This window comes from Bacillus sp. TE9106W, assembly GCF_054062215.1.
The window spans coordinates 295008-317350 of sequence record NZ_JBSSFA010000002.1; the positions used below are offsets into that span (position 1 = coordinate 295008).

At 34.0% G+C, this 22343-nt stretch carries 23 protein-coding genes, 2 pseudogenes and 1 riboswitch; of the genes and pseudogenes, 17 read left to right on the forward strand and 8 right to left on the reverse strand.

All coding sequences use genetic code 11. The features are described 5' to 3' along the window. Positions 1 to 58 precede the first annotated feature (58 nt). Positions 59 to 394, forward strand: a complete 336-nt coding sequence (locus tag ACVWY7_RS05070) for a DUF1878 family protein (RefSeq protein ID WP_000383655.1) — start codon at positions 59 to 61, stop codon at positions 392 to 394. A gap of 5 nt (positions 395 to 399) precedes the next feature. Here ACVWY7_RS05070 and ACVWY7_RS05075 read toward each other — a convergent pair whose 3' ends face one another. The 3 genes from ACVWY7_RS05075 to ACVWY7_RS05085 all read right to left on the reverse strand — a co-directional run bounded on the left by ACVWY7_RS05075 (position 400) and on the right by ACVWY7_RS05085 (position 2238). Next, the gene (locus ACVWY7_RS05075) at positions 400 to 957 is read right to left on the reverse strand and encodes an HTH-type transcriptional regulator Hpr (RefSeq protein ID WP_000834918.1); all 558 of its coding nucleotides are present in this window, start codon (positions 955 to 957) and stop codon (positions 400 to 402) included. Between the two features lie 298 nt (positions 958 to 1255). Further along, entirely contained in the window at positions 1256 to 1618 is a 363-nt protein-coding gene (locus tag ACVWY7_RS05080) for a YtxH domain-containing protein (RefSeq protein ID WP_000030301.1), read from the reverse strand. Between the two features lie 185 nt (positions 1619 to 1803). Continuing rightward, positions 1804 to 2238 (reverse strand): HIT family protein, encoded by a 435-nt coding sequence (locus ACVWY7_RS05085; protein WP_073525431.1) that lies wholly within the window; start codon positions 2236 to 2238, stop codon positions 1804 to 1806. Between the two features lie 559 nt (positions 2239 to 2797). Between ACVWY7_RS05085 and ecsA the strand changes: the two genes are divergently transcribed. From ecsA to ecsC, 3 genes are read left to right on the forward strand one after another with little or no spacing between them, the layout of a single operon-like run. Continuing rightward, positions 2798 to 3541: an ABC transporter ATP-binding protein EcsA gene (gene ecsA, locus ACVWY7_RS05090; RefSeq protein ID WP_001292612.1), complete on the forward strand. Its 744-nt coding sequence runs from the start codon at positions 2798 to 2800 to the stop codon at positions 3539 to 3541. Then, positions 3534 to 4745, forward strand: coding sequence for an ABC transporter permease EcsB (gene ecsB, locus ACVWY7_RS05095; RefSeq protein WP_073525433.1), 1212 nt, complete (start codon positions 3534 to 3536; stop codon positions 4743 to 4745). The genes ecsA and ecsB overlap by 8 nt, the downstream gene beginning before the upstream one ends. Positions 4746 to 4758: 13 nt before the next feature. After that, entirely contained in the window at positions 4759 to 5466 is a 708-nt protein-coding gene (gene ecsC / locus ACVWY7_RS05100) for an ecs operon protein EcsC (RefSeq protein ID WP_131260101.1), read from the forward strand. Positions 5467 to 5569: 103 nt separating this feature from the next. On the opposite strand, the gene ACVWY7_RS05105 is transcribed toward ecsC, so the two are convergent. From ACVWY7_RS05105 to ACVWY7_RS05115, 3 genes are all read right to left on the reverse strand, one after another. Continuing rightward, positions 5570 to 5899, reverse strand: a complete 330-nt coding sequence (locus tag ACVWY7_RS05105) for a DUF1433 domain-containing protein (protein WP_456523692.1) — start codon at positions 5897 to 5899, stop codon at positions 5570 to 5572. A 218-nt stretch (positions 5900 to 6117) separates the two neighbouring features. Beyond that, complete coding sequence (locus ACVWY7_RS05110) at positions 6118 to 6432, reverse strand: DUF1433 domain-containing protein (RefSeq protein ID WP_456523693.1); 315 nt, start codon at positions 6430 to 6432, stop codon at positions 6118 to 6120. A gap of 115 nt (positions 6433 to 6547) precedes the next feature. Beyond that, positions 6548 to 6877: a hypothetical protein gene (locus ACVWY7_RS05115; protein WP_000355532.1), complete on the reverse strand. Its 330-nt coding sequence runs from the start codon at positions 6875 to 6877 to the stop codon at positions 6548 to 6550. 65 nt (positions 6878 to 6942) lie between these two features. Here ACVWY7_RS05115 and ACVWY7_RS05120 point away from each other — a divergent pair, with 65 nt between their 5' ends. After that, complete coding sequence (locus ACVWY7_RS05120; RefSeq protein ID WP_000066509.1) at positions 6943 to 7071, forward strand: hypothetical protein; 129 nt, start codon at positions 6943 to 6945, stop codon at positions 7069 to 7071. Positions 7072 to 7080: 9 nt separating this feature from the next. After that, positions 7081 to 7276 (forward strand): annotated as a pseudogene (locus ACVWY7_RS05125) (lipase family protein); the annotation flags it as partial. 55 nt (positions 7277 to 7331) lie between these two features. On the opposite strand, the gene ACVWY7_RS05130 reads toward ACVWY7_RS05125, so the two are convergent. Then, a complete protein-coding gene (locus tag ACVWY7_RS05130; RefSeq protein WP_071729444.1) occupies positions 7332 to 7655 on the reverse strand; it encodes a hypothetical protein in 324 nt (107 codons plus the stop codon). A gap of 67 nt (positions 7656 to 7722) precedes the next feature. Here ACVWY7_RS05130 and ACVWY7_RS05135 point away from each other — a divergent pair, with 67 nt between their 5' ends. From ACVWY7_RS05135 to ACVWY7_RS05185, 11 genes and pseudogenes are all read left to right on the forward strand, one after another. Further along, positions 7723 to 8970: a lipase family protein gene (locus tag ACVWY7_RS05135; protein ID WP_456523694.1), complete on the forward strand. Its 1248-nt coding sequence runs from the start codon at positions 7723 to 7725 to the stop codon at positions 8968 to 8970. A 14-nt stretch (positions 8971 to 8984) separates the two neighbouring features. Then, positions 8985 to 9281, forward strand: coding sequence for a hypothetical protein (locus ACVWY7_RS05140; protein ID WP_001137439.1), 297 nt, complete (start codon positions 8985 to 8987; stop codon positions 9279 to 9281). 200 nt (positions 9282 to 9481) lie between these two features. Next, positions 9482 to 10063 (forward strand): TetR/AcrR family transcriptional regulator, encoded by a 582-nt coding sequence (locus tag ACVWY7_RS05145; protein ID WP_000164857.1) that lies wholly within the window; start codon positions 9482 to 9484, stop codon positions 10061 to 10063. 2 nt (positions 10064 to 10065) lie between these two features. Then, complete coding sequence (locus tag ACVWY7_RS05150) at positions 10066 to 10233, forward strand: hypothetical protein (protein ID WP_181188843.1); 168 nt, start codon at positions 10066 to 10068, stop codon at positions 10231 to 10233. Positions 10234 to 10312: 79 nt separating this feature from the next. After that, on the forward strand, positions 10313 to 10789 hold the full coding sequence (locus ACVWY7_RS05155; protein ID WP_000371363.1) for a PH domain-containing protein: 477 nt from the start codon (positions 10313 to 10315) through the stop codon (positions 10787 to 10789). Next, positions 10782 to 12233: a PH domain-containing protein gene (locus ACVWY7_RS05160; RefSeq protein ID WP_105989723.1), complete on the forward strand. Its 1452-nt coding sequence runs from the start codon at positions 10782 to 10784 to the stop codon at positions 12231 to 12233. Before ACVWY7_RS05155 ends, ACVWY7_RS05160 begins: the two co-directional genes overlap by 8 nt. Positions 12234 to 12323: 90 nt before the next feature. Further along, a pseudogene (locus ACVWY7_RS05165) lies at positions 12324 to 12784 on the forward strand (hypothetical protein). After that, positions 12781 to 13047, forward strand: a complete 267-nt coding sequence (locus ACVWY7_RS05170) for a CPCC family cysteine-rich protein (protein WP_000877832.1) — start codon at positions 12781 to 12783, stop codon at positions 13045 to 13047. Before ACVWY7_RS05165 ends, ACVWY7_RS05170 begins: the two are co-directional and overlap by 4 nt. Before the next feature lie 361 nt (positions 13048 to 13408). Beyond that, entirely contained in the window at positions 13409 to 13945 is a 537-nt protein-coding gene (locus tag ACVWY7_RS05175; RefSeq protein WP_456523695.1) for a TetR/AcrR family transcriptional regulator, read from the forward strand. A 172-nt stretch (positions 13946 to 14117) separates the two neighbouring features. Further along, positions 14118 to 14210: riboswitch (cyclic di-GMP riboswitch) on the forward strand. 60 nt (positions 14211 to 14270) lie between these two features. Beyond that, entirely contained in the window at positions 14271 to 19928 is a 5658-nt protein-coding gene (locus ACVWY7_RS05180; protein ID WP_456523696.1) for a SpaA isopeptide-forming pilin-related protein, read from the forward strand. Between the two features lie 800 nt (positions 19929 to 20728). Beyond that, positions 20729 to 21577 (forward strand): hypothetical protein, encoded by an 849-nt coding sequence (locus ACVWY7_RS05185; protein ID WP_456523697.1) that lies wholly within the window; start codon positions 20729 to 20731, stop codon positions 21575 to 21577. 94 nt (positions 21578 to 21671) lie between these two features. On the opposite strand, the gene ACVWY7_RS05190 is transcribed toward ACVWY7_RS05185, so the two are convergent. Beyond that, a complete protein-coding gene (locus ACVWY7_RS05190) occupies positions 21672 to 22307 on the reverse strand; it encodes a pentapeptide repeat-containing protein (RefSeq protein ID WP_000687259.1) in 636 nt (211 codons plus the stop codon). Positions 22308 to 22343: the final 36 nt, after the last annotated feature.

Genomic DNA, 22343 nt, shown 5'->3' on the forward strand with positions numbered 1-22343 from the left:
TTGTTCGTGTTATAAAATTCAGAAATAGAAGACTTTGTGTTAGAAAGTGAGGGAGAAAATGGACGTTGTTAGAAGATTAGAACAAGCTGAATACTACGTAGACCTACTATTTAAAATGATTGATGAAGAAAAGTGTCCATTTTATTCTTTGATCATAAAGAAAAAAGCTCGTAAAAAAGATATTGAACGTATACTAAATCTTTGTGAAAAGCTGAACGAACAATATGTAGTGGAGAAAGCTGAAGGGCTTCTTTTGTTCGATGCGCTGTTAGATCAATTTGAAAAAGCGCTTCCACATCAGCTCGAAGTACACGAAACTGCGGAAGCGCTAGCAAAACAAGGTTTATTCAAACCGCTTATGAATGAATTCTTAAGCATGATTGCGAAAAAGTAAATAGATTACTTCTTAACTAACTTCTGATCGGATTCTGTAAAGTTCTCTTCAATATCTTCTAATGATTTCTCAAAAATATCGATGAAGTCTTGTCCGTAAATGTTACGCAAGATAGCAATCAGTTCGATATTTTCTGGGAACTTCCCATAAAAATTACGAAGTGCAAGGGCCCCATTAAACACTGAATTATTTTCAGGGTCATACTCCTCCATTAAGCGAAGTAGTAATTCTTCCCCTTTGTCTGTAATTTCAATGTACGTATTTCGTTTATCATCCTCTTTTTTCGAGAATACAAGATAGCCGCGTTCTTCCAGCTTTTTCGAGAAGTTAAACGCCGTTGATACGTGCATAACTCCAAACTTAGCAATCTCAGAAATAGAAGCCCCTTTTAAATGATAAGCGATTGTTAAAATATGATGCTCATTAATGTTTAAATCATAAGGTTTAATCCACATTTGCCAATCTTTTTCTACACATTTCCATAACGCTTTCGATAATTGAGCAATGCGTTGGCTGAAAATCATCGCTTCTTTTACCGAGTAATCTTTTTCTCCACTTTTCATTTACTCACCCACTTTAACATTCTTTTTCATTACTATCTATTATGCCAGTAAAATAAAAATTAATAAAGTCTTTTTGTGAGAATTGTGAAAATTTTTCGGAAAAATGACATTCTATACAAATCATGCATAACTATGGAAGCGGTTTATAAGTCGCGAGTACATGTGTTGTCCATACATGTTAAGTGATAACATATATTGTAAATGCATAAAAACACGGCATATCTATGTGATATGCCGTGTTAAGGTCAATTTATATAAAAAATATTTGTTATATGCAAAAAACTAAGCAGGAATTTGTTTACGCTTTTTCCGGAACAGCTTCTTGTAGTTTCTCAATTGATTTTTGAATGTCCAAAATCTCTTGCTCAATATGTCGTTTGTTTTGAGAAATATCTTGCTTCCAGTTAGAAAGCGTATCGTGCATATCGTCTTTTAATTCTTGAAACACTTCTTTACCTTCTGAAGCAGTTTCAACGATTTGACGTTTTAATAATTTCGTATCAGCTGTAATATCAGCTAAAGTCTTTTTAATATCATTTCCTTTTTCTTTTAACTTACCGCGCATGTCTTTGCCAGAAGAAGGAGTAGAGAAAAGAACGGCTAGTCCAGCAACTGCTCCGCCGCAAATGACACCTGTAATAAAGGATTTAGCTTTTGACATAAAAGGAGACCTCCTTATTTTTTGTTCGTATTCATGATGTGAAAAAATATGCATATCTTTAAGACAAGGGAAAGAAAAGTGTGCGGTGCACATTCCCCGGCATCTTGAGTGGAGAAACAAGCCGTGCAATATTTAATCACTTTAGGAAAGTGGCTTGTTATGTATTACTTCTTATTATAGTGTCACTATTTCACACTATTTGCAATTGTACTTGCGATGTTTTGTAAATTTTCCATTGTGTACTCATTTTGATGTGATTTCCAAACAGCACCGAAACCATCGTTTTCACCGTAGCGTGGAATTAAATGAAGGTGGAAGTGGAACACAGTTTGTCCAGCTTTCTCGCCGTTATTGTTAAGTAGGTTAAAGCCAACTGGATTAAACTCTGCTTTAATCGCATTTGCGATTTTCGGAACGACAGAAAAAATGTGTGATGCGATTTCTGGCGTTAACGCAAAAATGTCTTGTTTGTGAACTTTTGGAATAACAAGTGTATGTCCTTTTGTTACTTGACTAATATCTAAAAATGCAAGCACATGTTCATCTTCGTATACTTTTGAGCAAGGGATTTGCTCGTCAATAATTTTACAAAAAATACAATTGTCCGCTGTATGATTCATCGATCTCATCCTTTCAAATATCCTTAGCCGTATTTTACCATAATTACATAAGAGAACAAACACGAAAAACAGGAAGCTGACTCAGCTTCCTGTTTTCTGAAGAGGGATTGAAAAAGCATTATCGTAATTTACGTTTCGCAGACACCTCATTTATTTTAAGAAATGCACGGTAAATCGGCTAAAGTTTCTGCCGTAGACACCCCATTTTCAAGTGAAATGAATTGCAATCTTTTTAAATGAAATTGTTTACTTTTTAAAACAGTATATGCTCTTTCGGAGACACCCCGTTTCGAAAATAAAACAAATAATCTGGTTATGTGTAAATTCCTTTGTCCAACTTGGACACCCCATTTCATGATGACTTCACTATGTTGTTGTACTCATCAATAGGTGGTTGCTTTTTCAATGTGTTCCTTCTTCCTTAATTATGATGTCCGCTTTCGTAAAAATATATGCGAACAAATTTTAATTTTTTTTGAATGCATCGATACTATGTAGTACAGCGTAATTTTTGGTAAGATGAATATAGAACGAATATAAATGAAGAAAGTGGTGTCGTATGAGCGAGTTATTGCGTGTAGAAAATGTTACAGGAGGATATACGAAACGACCTGTATTAAAAGATGTTTCGTTCTCTGTGAATAAAGGTGAACTTGTCGGCTTAATCGGTTTAAATGGAGCGGGTAAAAGTACGACGATTAAACATATTATCGGTTTAATGGAACCGAAAAAAGGAACTGTCACAATTAATGGGAAAACAATTCGTGATGATATGACAGCGTACCGTTCTAGTTTTTCGTTCATCCCAGAAACACCAGTATTATATGATGAGCTAACGCTAGAAGAACATTTGAAGTTAACAGCGATGGCGTACGGTGTTGAGGAAAAACAATATGAAGAACGCGTAGGACAACTATTACAAGAATTTCGCATGAAAAATCGTTTAAAATGGTTTCCGTCTCATTTCTCAAAAGGGATGAAACAAAAAGTAATGATTATGAGTGCGTTTTTAGTGGAGCCATCTCTTTATATTGTGGACGAACCGTTCGTTGGGCTTGATCCGTTAGCAATTCAATCACTCCTTCAAATGATGGATCAAATGAAAAAGAGCGGTGCAGGTATTTTAATGAGTACACATATTTTAGCGACGGCAGAGCGTTATTGTGATTCGTTCATTATTTTGCATCAAGGCGAAGTAAGAGCGAAGGGAACATTATCTGAGCTGCAATCACAGTTTAATATGCCAGGTGCAACGTTAGATGATATTTACATTGCATTAACGAAGGAAGAAGATTATGAATAGCACAGCGTTATGGAAAGAACGATTTCGTCACTTTCTACAAGAAGTTCGTACATATAGTAAATACGTATTTAATGATCATTTGAAATTTATTTTTGTATTTATCATCGGCGCAGGAGCGTATTATTACCAGCAATGGTTACAAACGTTAACACCTTCGTTTCCGACCGCGCTCGTTATGGCAGTGTTACTTGGGCTCGTATTAACGGCCGGATCCATTCAAACGTTATTAAAAGAAGCAGATCTCGTTTACTTACTGCCAGTGGAAGAAAAGTTAAAACCATACTTCACAAAGGCATTTCTTTTTACGTTTATGATTCAGTTATACATAATCGCCATCGTAGCAGCGGCGCTTGCCCCGTTATACTTCCAGCAAATGAAGCAAACAGGAGCGGCTTACATATGGATTGTAATCGCGTTTGTCATTGTAAAAGCATGGAATTTATTCGTAGCGTGGGAAAAATCATTTTTAACAGACCAAAATATACAAAGAGCCGATTGGTTCATTCGTTTTATTTTAAACGGATTATTTGTTTACTTCCTTGTAGAACGGACTTCCGTTATGTTTATTGGCGGAATCATCCTTCTCATGGTGTTATACCTTGCGATCATGCATCAAATGGTGAAGGGAAAGCCATTAAACTGGGAGTATTTAATTTCTGAAGAAGGTAAGAAGATGATGCTACTGTACCGCATCGCGAATATGTTCGTTGATGTACCAGCATTAAAAGAAAGAGTAGCACGTAGAAAATGGCTTGATTTCATTCTGTCGATGATCGGCGAAAAGCGTACCTATTTATACTTATATACGAGAACTTTCTTACGATCTGGTAATTATTTTGGATTATATGTGCGTCTGCTTGCTCTTGGCGGAGTTATTTTGTACTTCATTCCGTTTTTATATGGACGATTTATCGTAAGCTTTATTTTCCTATACTTAATCGGTTATCAGCTCTTAACGTTATGGAAGCATCACCGCATGAAGATTTGGCTTGATTTGTATCCAATAGGCGGAGAAGAGAAGAAGAAAGATTTTCTTACTTTACTAAATGCGATCCTTATTACAGGTAGTATTATCTTTACAATCATATTTGCCCTTGCGACGAAAGATTTCATGATGACGGGAATTTTACTAGTCGTAAGCATAGTATTTAGTATCGGTTTCGTTTATCAATACGGGGCGAAACGTATTGAGCGTTTAAATTGAAGGGAATGAACCTATGATTACATATGAAGAGAAGGTTATAAAAGAATTGGAGCAGTGGAAAGCTACATTCATGAAAGATTCTTCTATGATGACACGGTTCTCTAAGAAAGTGCAGACGAAAGTACAACAGCTTATTCCGGCGAAAGTGCAAAAAGTATTAACGGAAACGATTCGGATGATGGTGCAAACGATTAGTGCCGGATCAAACTTTATAAAGCCGAAATTAAAAGAGACGAACTGGTCATTGCAAAGAAGAGACGACGAAGTACGTAAAAAAATGGATGAGTACAAAAAAATAGCGGCGGCAGAAGGGGCAGGGACGGGAGCAGGCGGTATTCTCCTTGGCCTTGCTGACTTTCCGCTTTTACTCGGCATTAAAATTAAATTTTTATTCGATGCAGCAACGCTCTACGGATTTGATACGAGCGACAAAGAAGAGCGCCTTTTTATCCTTCACGTTTTCCAGCTTGCCTTTTCAAGTGATGAACACCGAAAAGAAATATGGAAAGCCATCGAAACGTGGGATACAGAAGAAGAAAATCATATGGACTGGGAAAAGTTCCAAACAGAGTACCGAGACTATATCGATTTAGCAAAAATGCTTCAGCTCGTACCAATAATCGGTGCCCCGGTCGGTGCATATGCGAACTATCAATTACTGCAAAGACTTGGGGAAGTAACGATGAATTGTTATCGTATGCGATTGTTGAAGAGGGATTAAAAAGAAAGCATCCTAAATTTTGATTTAGGATGCTTTTTATTTCTTATAAGGGACACTCCTGAATGAAAGAAGAAAACTAAAATAGTTTTGAAGAGAAACTATTTTAGTTTTTTAAATCAAAACCTTCAGATGTGGAAATGGAACCGATGTGATAATTATTAGCGTATTCAACAGCTGCCGAGAATGTTTTATTTTTATCATCTTTCACATGTCCTGAAATCCAAACACTTTGAAAGTCCTTCGGAGCAAACTTATGTTTAGTAATCACTACCTCTAGATTTTCTTTTTCTTTAAAATATTGAATGGTTGTTTCTGTAGCCTTATCTACTATTAGTTGCTCTTCTTTTTTATTATCCACAGTACACCCTTCTAAAGTAGCAAATACTAAGATTAAAAGGAAATAAAAACTAATTTTTTTGAATTTGATAATCATTTTCTCCCTCCAATGATGTTGTCTCAGTTATTAGGATATATCATTTTTTACAAGGAGGGAGTGTTTTGAAAGAAAATAATAAAAATACAGATGAAACTTTTTTGGTTTATCTAAATAGGAATTGATTTGTTTTATAAAAAAGACATCCTAATCACACATTTAGGATGTCTTTTTGTTCTAATGATTAATGTTTAAAAGGAAAATTTCAGATTGTCTATTCAGTGTTTTAGGCTGAAATTAGTGGTAGAGATAGAACCGATATTATAATCATCTTTATAATCAATTGAAGTAGTAAATTTCTTATTTGTATCATCTTTGATATGACCAGTTATAAAAATAGTTTCGATGTCATTAGAAGGAAATCGATGATTCGTAATAGTCACTTCTAAATTTTCTTTTTCTTTAAAATATTGGATTGTAGTTTCTGTTGCTTTATTAACTATTTGTTGTTCAGTATTTTTTTGATCTATCGTACATCCTCCTAAAAGGATAAATGTGAAAGTAAAGAATAATCTTATAGCATATTTTTTCACGAATAATCACTCCGTTAATAGTGCATTATATTCCTCTTCACTAAATTTTATATCCACAGAACATTGTGTGGTGGGGGATAAAGAAAGGGCACTTTAAAAGAGTGCCTTTGCTTTATTATTTTAAATGTAAATTTTCACTTGTAGATATAGAACCTATTGTATATTTATCTCCACCGTATTCTATTGTAATATTAAATGTTTTACTTTCATCATTTTTTATATAGCCGGAGATAAAGATACCTTGTAAATCACTTGGACCAAATCTATAATCAGTGATTACTACATCTAAGTCTTGTTTTTCTTTGAAGTATTGGATTGTCCTTTCTTGTGCCTTTTCAACGATTTGTTGTTCATCATTTTTTTGATTTATCGTACATCCCCCTAAAATACTTGAAATAAATATAAAGAATAGAAAAAAACTAATTTTTTTGATTGTAATATCCATATTTATCCTCCGGAAATGTTATCTTAATTATAAGAATATATCAAATGTTGTAGGAAATAAATGTTTTGAGTAACAAAAATGAAGTTTTAGATTCTACTTTTGATCAATTAGCAGACACAACGTATAAATCTGATAAAGATATTGAAAAAGAAGTTGTTATTACCAATAAAGAAGGTCGAAGTTTACAAAAATAGGAAAAGGGAGAAGCTTTCCACGATAAATTGGAATAGGCGCAGTAGTCTTTTTACGAGATGTGAATGGGGAAAAGCAAATTATGATAGCTCTCTGGGGGACAGAAGGGGATAAAATTATAGAGAAAAACTCTTTAGGCATTTCGATGAAGCCAAGGAAGGTATGAAGGATTTAAAAACAGATACAAGTCATTTTGTTAAGAAAAAAATTTATATGCTAAAATATTTTACGTAAAAAAGACACTCTAGTGAGTGTCTAATGATTATTCTTTTAATTTTAGATTTTTAGAGTATGACCTAGAACTTATATTATACTCTCCACCCCCATATTCTACACCTACTCCAAACGTTTTGCTTTTATCTCCTTTAACATGTCCATCTATAAAAACAGTTTGAAAATCATTGGGGGAGAACTCATGTCCTGTAATTACTACATCGAGCTCCTCTCTTTCTTTAAAATATTTAATGGTTACCTCTTCTGCCTTTGCTACTATTTCTTTTTCTTCATTTGTTTTATTATTCATACTGCATCCCCCTAAAAGTATAAGTGTAAGGATAATGAATAATCTTATACCATTTTTTTTCAATCAAAATCCCTCCATTAATGTTATTCTATATTTAGAATATATTAAATTATCTGGGAGGGGAAATGTTTTGAATGAAAATGATAAAGTTTTAGATTCTAGTTATTATCAAATGTCAAGGTTTGCTTATCGTGATGATGAGAAGTTAGGAAACAGTATTGAGGTCACTGACAAAAAAGGTAATCCTTTGCAAAAATGGGAAGTGAGCGAGACATTCCACGACAAACAAACCGGAATGGACGCAGTAGTCTTTGAAAGAGATGTGGATGGGAAAAAGCAAGTTATGGTAGCTTTCCGAGGTACAGAAGGGGATAAAATTATAGAGAAAAACTCTTTAGGCATTCCGATGAAGCCAGGGGAAGGTATGAAGGATTTAAAAACGGATACGAATCATTTTGTATTAAGAGAAGGTGTTCATGAACCAGCAGCACCTCCAGTAGCAGGAACTGAGAATGCAGGTTCAAAGAAATATTGGAATGAAGAGAATCAGCGCTGGGAAACACATAATCAATTTGAACAAGCTGAAAGGGTCATGAAACAAGTAACGGATACATACAAGGACAGGGATGATGTAGAGATATATACGACGGGTCATTCGTTAGGGGGAGCTTTAGCGGAGTATGCAGCGGCATCTAATGATAATGTAAGATGTATGTCATGGAATGCGCCGAGTGCCAAACATTTGTTACCGCCTGATTTACAAGAAAGAGCAAATAATGGTGAGTTTAATAATAGAATTGTAAGTGTTGTTCACGGAAATGATTCAATTGGCTATGGACCATTTGGTGCATATGAAAGTCATATAGGCTCTACTTATGCGGTAACCCCACCAATTTCGAAAGAAGAAATGTCAAAGCTATCATTACAGCAAAAGCTTGGGATGGAGGTTACTCGATTTTTAAATTCGATAAGTGGCCCTGGTTATCATTATCAAACAGATCAAAACTTCCGGTTTGGAGAGAATGGGTCTTTATCCAATAAATACTTGTTAAATGTAGACACGAATGAAAGAGTTTATGATTCACCAGGCGCGTTATTAGGCGGGGGAGAGATTCGTGTAGTGGTAGAGAATTTGGAAAAAGCTGTAAGAGATATGAAGCGAAACGCACAAGAATTTCAAGATAGAGTACCAAGGTTAATTTCTAATATGATGACATTATTAGAAACGGCTGAAAGTAGACGGGTAGAAGCTAAAGTAAATAATATACGCGCACATGTAGAGCATTTAAGTTTTTGGTACATACGAACAGCGACGGAAATTTCAGAGTTTATTGAAAAGAAAGCCGATGATTATAAAAAGACGGATCAACAATATTAAGGGAGAAGATTAGGATGCCGAGAATTTACTTAAATGAAGAAGTATTGAGCCAAGCTTTACAACAATTTGACCAGATGATTCAAGATTTAAACCATAATAAAAGGGTTGTAAGTAATGTACATAATTTACTCTTATCAAGCTGGTCTCAACTTGGAGTAGGAAAAAAAGCCATTAGCGATTTAGAATCTTTTAAAAAAGATATTGAAAGAAGAATGGAAGAATTAGAGTCTGATAAAAGAGAGTTAAAGGGTGCGATTGATTTATTAAAAGCGTTAGATCAAAGTTATGATTACATGGGGCCTAAATATTAAATTACAAGAAGCACGCACAAAGGTGCTTTTTGTAGTTTAACTGGATGAAAGATTACTGTAGTAATTATGGAGGAATATGATTCTGATTCATAAAGTAAATGGAGAAAGTAATATGTAGTTTTGAATCAAACTTGCAAACGATGATTTTTCATTTTATAATTTATTTACCGACCGGTAAGTAAAAATAAGTGAGGTACAGTATGACAAAGAATTTACAAACATCGCAAAACATTGTAGAGGCTTCATTTAAACTTATGGCAGAGCACGGCATTGAGAAGATGAGTCTTTCCATGATTGCGAAAGAGGTAGGTATTTCAAAACCGGCTATTTATTATCATTTCTCTTCTAAAGAAGCGTTAGTTGATTTTTTATTTGAAGAAATTTTTTCTGGTTATCATTTCGTGAGTTATTTTGATAAAGAGCAATATACGAAAGAAAATTTTGTAGAAAAGTTAATCGCAGATGGTTTACATATGCTCTCTGAGTATGAAGGACAAGAAGGAATACTACGTGTTATAAATGAATTTATCGTAACTGCGGCGCGAAATGAAAAGTATCAGAAACGCTTATTTGAAATACAAGAAGAGTTTTTAAATGGTTTCCACGAATTATTGAAGAAAGGCGCGAGACTAGGCGTTGTGTCACAGCATGCAACGGAAGAAAACGCTCATACGCTAGCGCTCGTAATTGATAATATGAGCAATTACATGCTCATGGGATTTCAGTTAAAGTATAAAGACATTTGGATTCGAAATGTGAAAAACGTCATGAAGGAGGAATAAAAGTGAAAGTGCAAAAAAACTGGTGGCTCGGTTTTCTTGGATTTATTGGGGTGTATAAAATTCCAGGCATGATAGAAGCTTTTCAAGCGGATGGAAATTGGATGAAGTTAATCGGTTTCATTTGGTTACTTTGGTTCGGATATTTTATACCTGAGAAGAAAGAAGATTAAATTTCAATTTTCTGTAAGGTTATGTAAAATATAGATTGAGACTATTTATATATTAGATTACTAGATTTGGAGTGGTTACATGGATCCATTGAAAAATGAAATTCACCCTGACATGGTCAAGGTGTGGAAAGTTCGGGCTGTAATAGAAGAAGGGATCGGTATTCTCGTCATGTTAGCGTACCTTTTCCTTATGATAAAGTTTGATTGGTGGGCGTGGATTTTGTATGTGATGATTGGGCTAACAGTTGTGTTCGCACCATTTTCGTACTTCTTATTCCCGAAACTACGTCAACGTTATTACAGCTACCAACTAAATGAAGAAGAACTTGAAATTCAGCACGGCCTTTTCGTCGTAAAGCGCGTATTAGTACCGATGATTCGTGTGCAGCACGTGACGATTGAACAAGGGCCGATTATGAGAAAATACGGTTTAGCAGAATTACACATTTCAACAGCAGCAACTTCTCACAGCATCCCAGGCTTAACGATGTATGAAGCAGAAATGTTGAAAACGAAAATCGCAGAATTAGCGAAAGTGAGTGATGAGGATGTATAAGAGGCAGCATCCGATCACGATGTTATTGGAATTAAAAATAAGAGATTTTATACCACTCTTTATTTTCATGTTTAGCTTAAATGGAAAATTCCCGTTTTGGTACTTAATTCCTGCTGCATTTGGTTTACTCACTGTCTTTTCAGCGTTTGAAAAATGGTATTACACAACATATTGGGTTGAAAATAACGTATTACATGTGAAACAAGGTCTCTTTGTGAAGAAGGAGAGCTACTTAAATAAAGAACGTGTTCAAACAATCAATACAAGCTCTAACGTGTTATATCAAATGCTTGGCTTAAAGAAAATCCAAATTGAAACAGCTGGCGGGGGCGATGATGCGGAAGTTAGCTTAGCCGGTATTACAGTAGAAGAGGCAACTGAGCTTATTGCTTTGCTAAATGAGCCAACTCCAGAAGTGAAAGCAGAAGGAACGCTAGACGAAAAAGCGGAACATGCAATAGAAAAAGAAATCGTTACAGAAGAAAAACAAACGACAGAATATAAATTGACTTGGAAAGAAATTTTACTAGCATCTGTTACATCGGGTCAGTTTGGGCTATTATTCTGGTTAATCTTTTTTGTGTATCACCAAGTAGAGGAGTACATTCCGAAATGGATAGAGAATGACGTAAAGTCGTATGTAATGGAATATGATATATACGGCTGGATTTTCATGGTAGTTATTTTGCTCGTCCTTTCGTGGATTATATCTACAATCGGTTATGCGCTAAAACATGGAGATTTCACAGTAAATCGAAGAAATGACGAAGTCCGCATTTCACAAGGATTACTTGAGAAAAAAGAACTCGTCCTAAAGTTACATCGTATTCAAGGGATTACGATAAAAGAAAGTATTTTACGTCAGCCATTCGGCTATTGTGCTGTGCAAGTAGAAGTGATTCAAAGTAAGGGAACGGATAATGAAAAAGAAAAAGTTACACTGCATCCAATCATTCGAAAAGATCGAGTACAACAGTTACTCGCGCATTTACAGCTACCATACGAACTGAATACAAATATTATTTCATTACCAAAAGCAGCATTACGCCGCTATCTCATTGATAGCTTCATCTTTTTCGCAATGATAGCTATTCCGCTTATTGGAATAAGTATATACTTTGAAAAGCACTTCATCATGTGGGCACTAATTCCGCTCACGATCCTCATCTTTACACTTGGTTACGCAACATTTAAAACAAATGGTTACAGTGTAAACGGAGAGCAAATTACACTTGTATATCGCAGCGTCGGAAAATATACAGGACTTATTAGAAGAAGACACGTCCAATCGATGGAAAAGACGCAATCCTATTTCCAGCGCCGCGCGGATTTATGTACGTATAAGTTCTCCAGTGCATCATCGAATTATAAATTAGAGCATACGAGAGTAGAAGATGCGGAGAGAATGCAGGATTGGTATAAGAAGAGAATAATTGAGAATTAAGTGGAATGGCTCGTCTTTTGCGGAAGGCGGGCTGTTTTTTTGTGAAAATAATGAATAATATATGTGGGAGGAAAAGTGAGGTGAATGAGAGTGAGCAAATTTTTAATACCATATTCATTTTCTATATTAAGTTTCTTTATTTCAGTAACGGCACTTGATTATATGATAGGATGGGAACAAATAATGAGATGGTTTCGCCGAACATACTTGGTAAGATAATTCAATCTACTGCGCAAATGGGAGTCCTTACATTGTATTTCGGAGTACCTATCATTTTAGGTGGCTGTCTACTTGGTGAACTATTGTTTAGAGGTATCATTTTACGATTTAAACTAAGCTATATTATATCTTTATTATTATATTTACTTTTAGCTTTTAGTATTGTTTTTATTTTTGTATCTGTAATGGTAGGAGTTCCAGCTGCATATGAAGAAGTTCGCACTCTTGAAACGATGTATTTCATAGGGATAACCATGATTTGCGCTGTTACATTCTTTGTAGACCGGAATAGATGGGAGAAAAAACAAATTAATAATGGAGTGACAAAATGAAATACACTTGTCCATGCTGCGGATATAAAACATTAGAAGAAGAACCACCAGGTACATATGAAATTTGCAGTATATGTTATTGGGAAGATGATGAGATTCAGTTTAACAATCCTGACTTTGAAGGCGGGGCAAATGAAGCTTCGTTAAGGCAAGCGCAGAAAAATTTTATTACGTTTGGTGCTTGCGAGGAATGTTTTGTGAAATCAGTTAGAAAGCCAACTAGTGAAGATGTGAAGGATGCTAGTTGGAAGCAAAATTGTTAAATAAAAATGTTATTACTCAATTTAACAAGAGTAATAACATTTTTTTATGCAAAGATGGAAGAATTAACGTCGTCTTATAAGGTAAAACAATAGAGATGATAAAGTAAAAAAAGGACTAAAACAGTAAATTTCACTAATGGATATATTAGGAATGAAAACAAAAGTATAGATGTATAGTCATCATTGTGTATTTAATGTTATCATATTGAATGATATGAAAATTTTTAATAGAAGAAGCAATGAACAATTCAAAGGCGATGAAGCTTTTGTTGTATAAAGAAAATATTTATTATTACTCAGTGATATTAAAAATAAGATACGTATTTATATAAATTTAGTAGAAATGGGGTTTTAAAAAGAAATGAGTACAAGTATAACACGGCAAAAGATTTTAGAAGCCGCTTCTCAAATTGTGCAATGTAAAGGGGTTGCTAAATTAACCTTAGAAGCAGTAGCAAAAGAGGCGGGTGTAAGTAAAGGTGGATTATTGTATCACTTTTCAAATAAAGAAGCTTTAATAGAAGGTATGATAGTCAGAGGGGTAGAGGATTATGAGGGGGCCATTTACGCTAAAGTAGCGGAAGACACAGAGAGGAAAGGAAGATGGGTTCGCTCTTTTGTAGAGGAAAGATTAAGTAACGAGAGAAGAACAGAAGAGTTGTCTAGTAGTATGATGGCAGCATTCATGTTAAAACCTGAATTACTTGAGCCATTACAACAATCATTTCAGCAACTGCAAAAGAATATAGAAAATGATGAGATAGATTCAGTTTGTGCAACAATTATTAGATTAGCAGCAGATGGATTATGGTATTCGGAATATTTAGGGGTTGGAAGACTAAGGCCAGAGTTAAGAGAAAAAGTGATTCAAGCTCTTATTAATAATTCATATAAATAGAATATATTAACTATATAATATGAAAATAATTCACCATTGCTTCTTTAATGTAGTATTGAATTATTTTTTTTATTAGAAAAATAGAACAATTTTATAGAGTATTGAATTATAACCGTCCAGACGGTATAGTAATATTTGGTTTAAGAGGAAAATGAAACAAAAAAAGAATAAAAGATATTTTTAGCACACTATTCGAAAGGATAGGCCGCAAAGCTTAGAGTCTACGGTAATACATATTGGTTACTAAGATCGTCTGGTTGCACATTTTTGATGCAACCAGACGGTCTTTTTTTGTTATATAAATATAAAAATTTAGGAGGGAACTATGCAAATGAAAAGTACTAAAAGGCACATTTCAATGGTTTCATTAGTTTTTCTAGTATTATTTTCAGTGCTGAATGTGTGGGCTCCAGTTATTCAAGCTGCTGTGATGAAAAGTCCAGTGGACGAAATTAATATTTCCCGTACTGATGGCACGACATCTGAACCGTATCAAGCCTCAGATGGAATGAAAGTAGAAGTGAAGTGGTCAGCTAAAGAAAAAATAAAAAGTGGAGATCAATTCACAATTGATATGCCAAAAGAGTTTCGAAAAGACCTTATGAATATGAGTTTTCCTTTAAAAGATGCTGAAGGAAAAACAGTTGGTACATGTGAGATGAAAAAGGGTCTATTGACGTGTACTATGGGTGATTACGTAGAAGGAAAGAATAACATTAAAGGTTCTTTATTCGTAGAATTCTACTTTGGTCTAGAAGCATATGATGGTGTTAAAGAAATCCCATTAGAATTTAACGTTGATGGTCAAATCGTCAATAAAGAAGTAAGTGTAAATAATACGACAGAGAGACCGAAGCCACAGCCCAATACAGATAATCTATTGAAATGGGGTTCTTATAATCAAGAAGATCCGTCCATTGCTGATTGGCTTGTATATGTAAATGCAACTGGAACAGAAATGCAAGATCTTAAATTAACAGATACATTAGGACCTGGGCATGAGTTAATTACAGACAGTGTAGTATTAGAAGAGGCTGTATTTGAAGATGGTTATGTACCAACAAATATTAAGCCAGCAGATTTATCTAACATTAAAATAAATGCAACAAAGACTGGATTTACAATTGAGTTTCCAGACAGTTCAAAAGGTTATATTTTAAGATATAAAACAAAGATTACTAATCCTGCTGCAAAGCCTCATAAAAATACAGTGAAATTAGAAGGGAAAAATATTAAAACTGAAGAAAAAGTAGGACAAGTATTCGTAAGTGGTGGGGGAGGAACCGGTTCAGGTGACGATCATCCACCTAGCATTGAAAAAAATATAGTTGATGAGAATGGCAAACTTGTAGAGAATGAGCAGCTAACACAAATGGATCAAGTTATTCAATACCAAGTTGGTACACATATACCAAACGATCCTCCTAAATACACATCAATGGTAATTAGTGATGATTTAGAAGATGTTTTAGAAGTATTAGAGGCAAAAGTGTATGATCAAAATGGCCAAGATATTACTTCTAAAGGAACGTTAAATATAGATAAACAAAGAAGTGAAGTAACATTTACGTTTGGTGAGAATTTTGACTATAAGTCATATGAAGACCAGATAATTAACCTCAGTATCAAGGCGAAAATCAAAAATAATGCAGACTTATCTTCTTACGTAGATAAGAGGATTCCTAATAAAGCGGAATTACATTTTGATGATAAAACATTAACATCAAAAGAAGTAACCATTACACCGCCTGAAGCTCCAAAAGATGGTACAGTATCGATTCATAAAATAGATTCTGAGAATCCGAACAAAGGGTTAAAAGGTGCCGAATTTGAAGTTCGAAATAGTGCAAATGAAGTTGTTGCAAAATTGAAAACGGACGAAAAAGGTTTTTCAGTACCTCAAACTTTAGCTCCCGGGACATATAAAGTTTATGAAACAGTAGCACCAGAAGGATATCAAAAATTAACAAGCTCAGTAGAGGTTACACTTCAAGCTGGAGAAACAAAAACAATTGAAATTAAAAATACTATGCAAAAGGGTCAAATTGAAGTAAAGAAAATTGATTCGGAAAATGGTGAAAAACCATTAGCAAATGCAGAGTTTGATATAGTAAAAGACGGTGTAGTAGTCGAACATATTGTTACAGATAAAGATGGTAAGGTAATCTCTAAACCGTTAGCACCAGGGAAATATATTTTAAAAGAAACGAAAGCGCCTGAAGGATACCAATTAAAAGAAACAGAGTTCGAAGTAAATGTAACAGGGGACGGCATATTCCCAATACAAGTGGAAAATGCAATGGTTGACAAAGGTAATATAGAAATCACAAAAGTGGACAAAGAAAACGGGGCAGTATTAGCGGGTGTCGAATTTGAAGTCCAAGATGAGAAAGATGGAGTAGTAAGAAAAGTAGTAACAGATAAAGATGGAAAAGCAAACGTTTCAGATCTATCAGTAGGAAAGTACAAATTAGTAGAGACAAAAAGCTTACCAGGTTATAAAAAGTTAACAGAACCAGTACCATTTGAAATTGCAAAAGGTATGACAAAAGCTTTAGCAATAAAAGTAGAAAATGAGCAGTTAGACAAAGGCTCAGTAGAAATTACAAAAATAGATAAAGATAGTCAAAAAGTATTAGAAGGCATAGTCTTCGAAGTGCAAGATGAGCAAGGCAAAATAGTAACAGAAGTAAAAACAGATAAAGATGGTAAAGCGAAAATCTCTGATTTATCAGTAGGAAAGTACAAATTAGTAGAGACGAAAAGCTTACCAGGCTACAAAAAGCTAACAGAACCAGTATCATTCGAAATTACAAAAGGTATGACAACAGTCCTATCATTGAAAGTAGAAAATGAACAGTTAGATAAAGGTTCAGTAGAAATTACAAAAGTAGATAAAGACAGCAAAAAAGCATTAAAAGGCGTAGTCTTTGAAGTGCAAGATGAAGCTGGAATAGTAGTAAAGGAAGTAAAAACAGATAAAGATGGTAAAGCAAAAATCTCTGATTTATCAGTAGGGAAGTACAAGTTAGTAGAGAAAGAAAGTTTACCAGGCTATAAGAAATTAACAGAGCCAGTATCGTTTGAAATTACAAAAGGCATGACCGAAGTTCTATCATTAAAAATAGAAAATGAAATGGTAGATACGGGAAATATAGAGATAACAAAGATAGATAAAGATAATAAAGCACCGTTAGCGGGAGTAACATTCATCGTCCAAGATGAAAAGGGTAATGAAGTTACAAAAGTAACGACAGATAAAGATGGAAAAGCAAATATTTCAGATTTACCTGTAGGAAAGTATGAATTAGTAGAGGTAGAAAGTTTACCAGGTTATAAAAAGTTAGAAAAACCAGTATCATTTGAAATCAAAAAAGGCATGACCGAGGTTCTATCATTGAAAGTAGAAAATGAAATGGTGGATACAGGGAATGTAGAGATAACAAAAATAGATAAAGATAGTAAAGCTCCATTAGAAAATGTTGTATTTGAAGTACGTGATTCAAAAGGAAAAGTAGTTGCAAAAGTAACGACGGATAAAGAAGGAAAAGCAAACGTTGCAGATTTATCTATTGGGAAGTATGAGTTGGTGGAAGTAGAAACACCGGCAGGATACAAACCACTAGAAAAGCCAATTTCATTCGAAATTGAAAAGGGTAGAGTAACAGCGCTAAAGCTAACAGTAGAAAATGAATTAGTGGATACAGGAAATGTAGAAATTACAAAAGTAGATAAAGAAAATAAAGATGCTTTAGCTGATGCAGTATTTGAGATTCAAGATGAAGCAGGACAAGTAGTCGCTAAAATAACGACAGATAAAAAAGGACAAGCACAAGTTACTAATTTATCAGTTGGAACATATAAGCTAGTAGAAGTGAAAGCACCAAAAGGATATAAGAAATTAGTAGATCCAATTACTTTCCAAATTGAAAAAGGTATGAAAAAATCTCTTGCTTTAACAGTCGAAAATGAAATGTTAGACAAGGGTAATGTAGAAATTACAAAAGTAGATAAAGACAGTCAAAAAGCATTAGAAGGCGTAGTCTTCGAAGTGCAAGATGAAAAAGGAAAAGTAGTAACAAAAGTAACGACAGATAAAGAAGGAAAAGCAACAATTTCAGATTTATCAGTAGGGAAATATAAGCTAGTAGAGGTAGAAAGCTTACCAGGATATAAAAAACTAGCAAAACCAGTATCGTTTGAAATTAAAAAAGGTATGACAGAAGTTTTATCATTAAAAGTAGAGAATGAACAGTTAGATAAAGGCTCAGTAGAAATTACAAAAGTGGACAAAGAAAGTGGCGCGTTATTAGAAGGCGTAACATTCGAAGTGCAAGATTCAAAAGGCAAAGTAGTAACGAAAGTAACGAAAGTAACGAAAGTAACGACAGATAAAGAAGGAAAAGCGAAAGTTTCAGATCTATCAGTAGGAAGTTACAAATTAGTAGAAGTAGAAAATTTACCAGGCTATAAAAAATTAACAGAGCCAGTATCGTTTGAAATTAAAAAAGGTATGACAGAAGTCTTATCACTAAAAGTAGAGAATGAACAGTTAGATAAAGGTTCTGTAGAGATTACAAAAGTAGATAAAGACAGTCAGAAAGTATTAGAAGGCGTAGTATTTGAAGTGCAAGATGAGCAAGGCAAAGTAGTGACTGAAGTAAAAACAGATAAAGAAGGAAAAGCAAAAATTGCTGATTTATCAGTAGGTAAGTACAAATTAGTAGAGAAAGAAAGCTTACCAGGATACAAAAAATTAACAGAACCAGTATCGTTTGAAATTAAAAAAGGTATGACGAAAGTCCTATCACTAAAAATAGAAAATGAAATGGTAGATACGGGAAATGTAGAGATAACGAAGATAGATAAAGATAATAAGGCACCGTTAGCGGGTGTAGTCTTCGAAGTTCAAGACGAAAAAGGAAAAGCAGTAACAAAAGTAACAACAGATAAAGAAGGAAAAGCAAACGTTTCAGACTTATCTGTAGGAAAGTACAAGCTAGTAGAAGTAGAGAGCTTACCAGGATACAAAAAATTAGAAAAGTCGGTACCATTTGAAATTAAAAAAGGTATGACAAAATCTATTGCTTTAACAGTAGAAAACGAAATGTTAGACAAAGGCTCAGTAGAAATTACAAAAGTAGATAAAGACAGTCAAAAAGTATTAGAAGGCGTAGTCTTCAAAGTACAAGATGAGCAAGGCAAAGTAGTAACAGAAGTAACGACAGATAAAGAAGGAAAAGCAAACGTTTCAGATCTATCTGTAGGAAAGTACAAATTAGTAGAGAAAGAAAGCTTACCAGGATACAAAAAACTAACAGAACCAGTATCATTCGAAATTAAAAAAGGTATGACGAAAGTCTTATCAATAAAAGTAGAGAATGACTTATTAGACAAAGGTTCAGTAGAAGTTACAAAAGTGGATGCTGAAAGCAAAATTGTACTATCAGGGGCTGTTTTTGAAGTTCATGATAAAGGAGGACAAGTAGTAACGAAAGTAACAACAGATAAAGAAGGAAAAGCAAATATTTCAGATTTACCAGTAGGTAACTACACACTTGTGGAAGTGGAAGCACCAAAAGGATATGAAAAATTAACAAATCCAATTCCGTTTGAAATCAAAAAAGGGATGGTAAGTTCAGTTCAATTAGAAGTGTTAAATAAATTGCTTCCTTTAGCACCACCAGGTCCAGAGAAACCGGAAACAACGAATCCAGAAAAACCAGGAACACCAGATCCAGAAAAACCGGAAACAACGGATCCAGAAAAACCAGGAACACCAGATCCAGAAAAACCGGAAACAACGGATCCAGAGAAGCCTGGAACAACGAATCCAGAAAGACCAGGAACACCAGATCCAGAGACATCTGGAAAAGAATTGCCGAAGACAGGGCAGAAAATGCCGGTGGAACCATATATGGGAGCACTTCTTGTAATGATGAGTTTTGGATTACTCGTATTAGGTAGAAAAAAACAAAGATAGTGAAAGTGAAAAGGTATTCTCAAAGTACTTGGGGATACCTTTTTTATATTATTTGGCATAAAAAAGACATTTAGCAAAAGAACTCGATGTAAATAAAAAACAAAAAGGAAGACAAAGTTCATCCTTTTTTCCTCATGCGGTGATATCAAAAAAGTTAACTTTATTATATATTTAATGTGAAAGCTATGAAAGTAAAAGGTCTTCGTAATGTTTGGGTGAAAAAAGAGTTATCTATGGAACTAATTTGAGGACTTTAAGAAAGAGGGCTTTTTCCTAAAGTATTCAAAGGATGATAGGTCCAATAGCAGGTGGGAGATGAAACTCGTTTTAGCACTGTATTAACACCTTAAAATGTAGATAGGGGAAAATAATGTAAAAAAACTATTGTATATTCAAAACTCTTATGTTACATTTGTGTTACAGAAAAGTTACAAAATGTAACTTGTGTTACATTTTGTTTTCTATTGTTTTTCGGTATGTTACGGATTGAGATGCGTATCAAATCGTCCGAGAATGTATAAAGCTAAAAAATATAAAACTAAAAATAGTTTTTCTATGTGTATAAGAGTGTGTGTAGTAAAGAGTCTGGTGAGAGCTTTACGCACATTATTAAAATTCCTTTCTGTCTTAAAAGAAGAAGAAAACCAACTACCAACTATTTAGGGGTTTTAAGTAATGATAGTAAATGAAATGTACTTCCTTTCCCGCACACAAAGTACATATTTACTTTCAGTCTAATTACTACACAGACTTTTATACATATGACGTTATTGTTTTAGGAATGCATAGGAGGAGAAACATTGAGGAAGTTATTAACGGTAATTGGAATTACATTTTTAATATTAGCAGGATGTAGTAATGGAGATTTTGAAAAAGAAATAGATGCAGGGAAGACCGCGTTAACGAATAAAGAATATAAAAATGCCTTATCATCATTTGAGCGAGCGCTGGATGAGAAAAAAGACGATTCAGGTGCAATAGTGCTTGTAGAACAAACGAAAATCATGATGGAAGCAGTGAAGTTAAAAGAAGAAAAAAAGATAGAAGAATCAATTCAATCATTTGAAAAAGTAGAGAATATGAAGGATGGAAATACTACACTGATAAAGCAGGCCAAGGAAGAACGAACAGCATTACTAGCCATTTTAGAACAAAAAAAGAAGTATAGCGAGCAACTGACGAAAAGTGAAGAGCTAATAAATAAGAAAAATTATGCAGAAGCGAAAGAGACATTAAATAAGCTAGTTTTAGAAACAAAAGATAACAAGAACCTTGAAGAATATAATAAAAAAGCAGTAGGATTAGTTACGAAAATTGGTGAAGAAGAAAAAACTGAAAAGAGTAAAGCGACAGCGAAGGCACAAAAAACAAGTGCAGTAACGAGTCAAAAGGTAGTAACAGAAAAGAACCAAAAAGTAGAGGCAGAAAAGAATCAAGATGCATTTACTTTTGAGAAAGCGAAAGAATATATTAAAAATGAATATAAAGAAAACTATGATTACACGCTAGAAAATACGCAAGTAGAGAATGGAAAGAAATATTATCAAATTAGAGTGCGTACGACATATAAAATAGAAGGTGCAGCTGGATCAGGATTTACTGGTGTATTCAAAGTATTTGAAGATGGTACAATTGTTGAAGTGCACTAAGTTGATGGAAAGAATACGATACAAAACTGTAACAAAAATAGAGATAAAAAGAAGGTATCCTTTCAAGTACGAGGATACCTTTTTACATTTATGACTAATTTTTAATTATTAATCCCAATAAAGATGCAAACTGAATAGCTTGATATGATGATACTTTACATCCTCTTAGGTCGTTCACGGAAACGGTAAGTGTATCAAAAGTAGAAGAACTAATATCTATACCTTTTAGTGATGTTTGATCAAAATTTGCTTCGTTAAGGCTACATGAATCAAATTCAACCTTCTTTAGCTTACAGTCAAAAAAGTCTGCATTATTTAATGAAGTTTCATTAAATATAATCTTTTCTAGCTTAGAATTTCCAAATGAGGCTAAATTCAAAATTGAATTTTCAAATTCAACATTCCCTAAGCTAGATTCTGTAAAATTAACTCCAATTAATTTGCTGTTTTTAAATTCGACTCTGTGAACAGAAGAATTGCTTAAATTAACATTTGATAAATCACAGTTCTCAAAACAAACATCTGTAATATCAATATTGCTAAAGTCTGTATTCGTGAACTTACAATTTTTTATCACTGCACTATATAAACGCACTCTATCGACAGATTCATTTTCAAAAGTAGAATCGATAATTTCACACATTTCTAATGTTGGATCTTCTTCATAAAAAATATCGTGAAAACTCTTTAAAGATAACTCTGGCGAAATTTTTGGTCTATCAATTTTCATATTATATCCTTCTTTCATTGAATTAGTTAGCTAGAA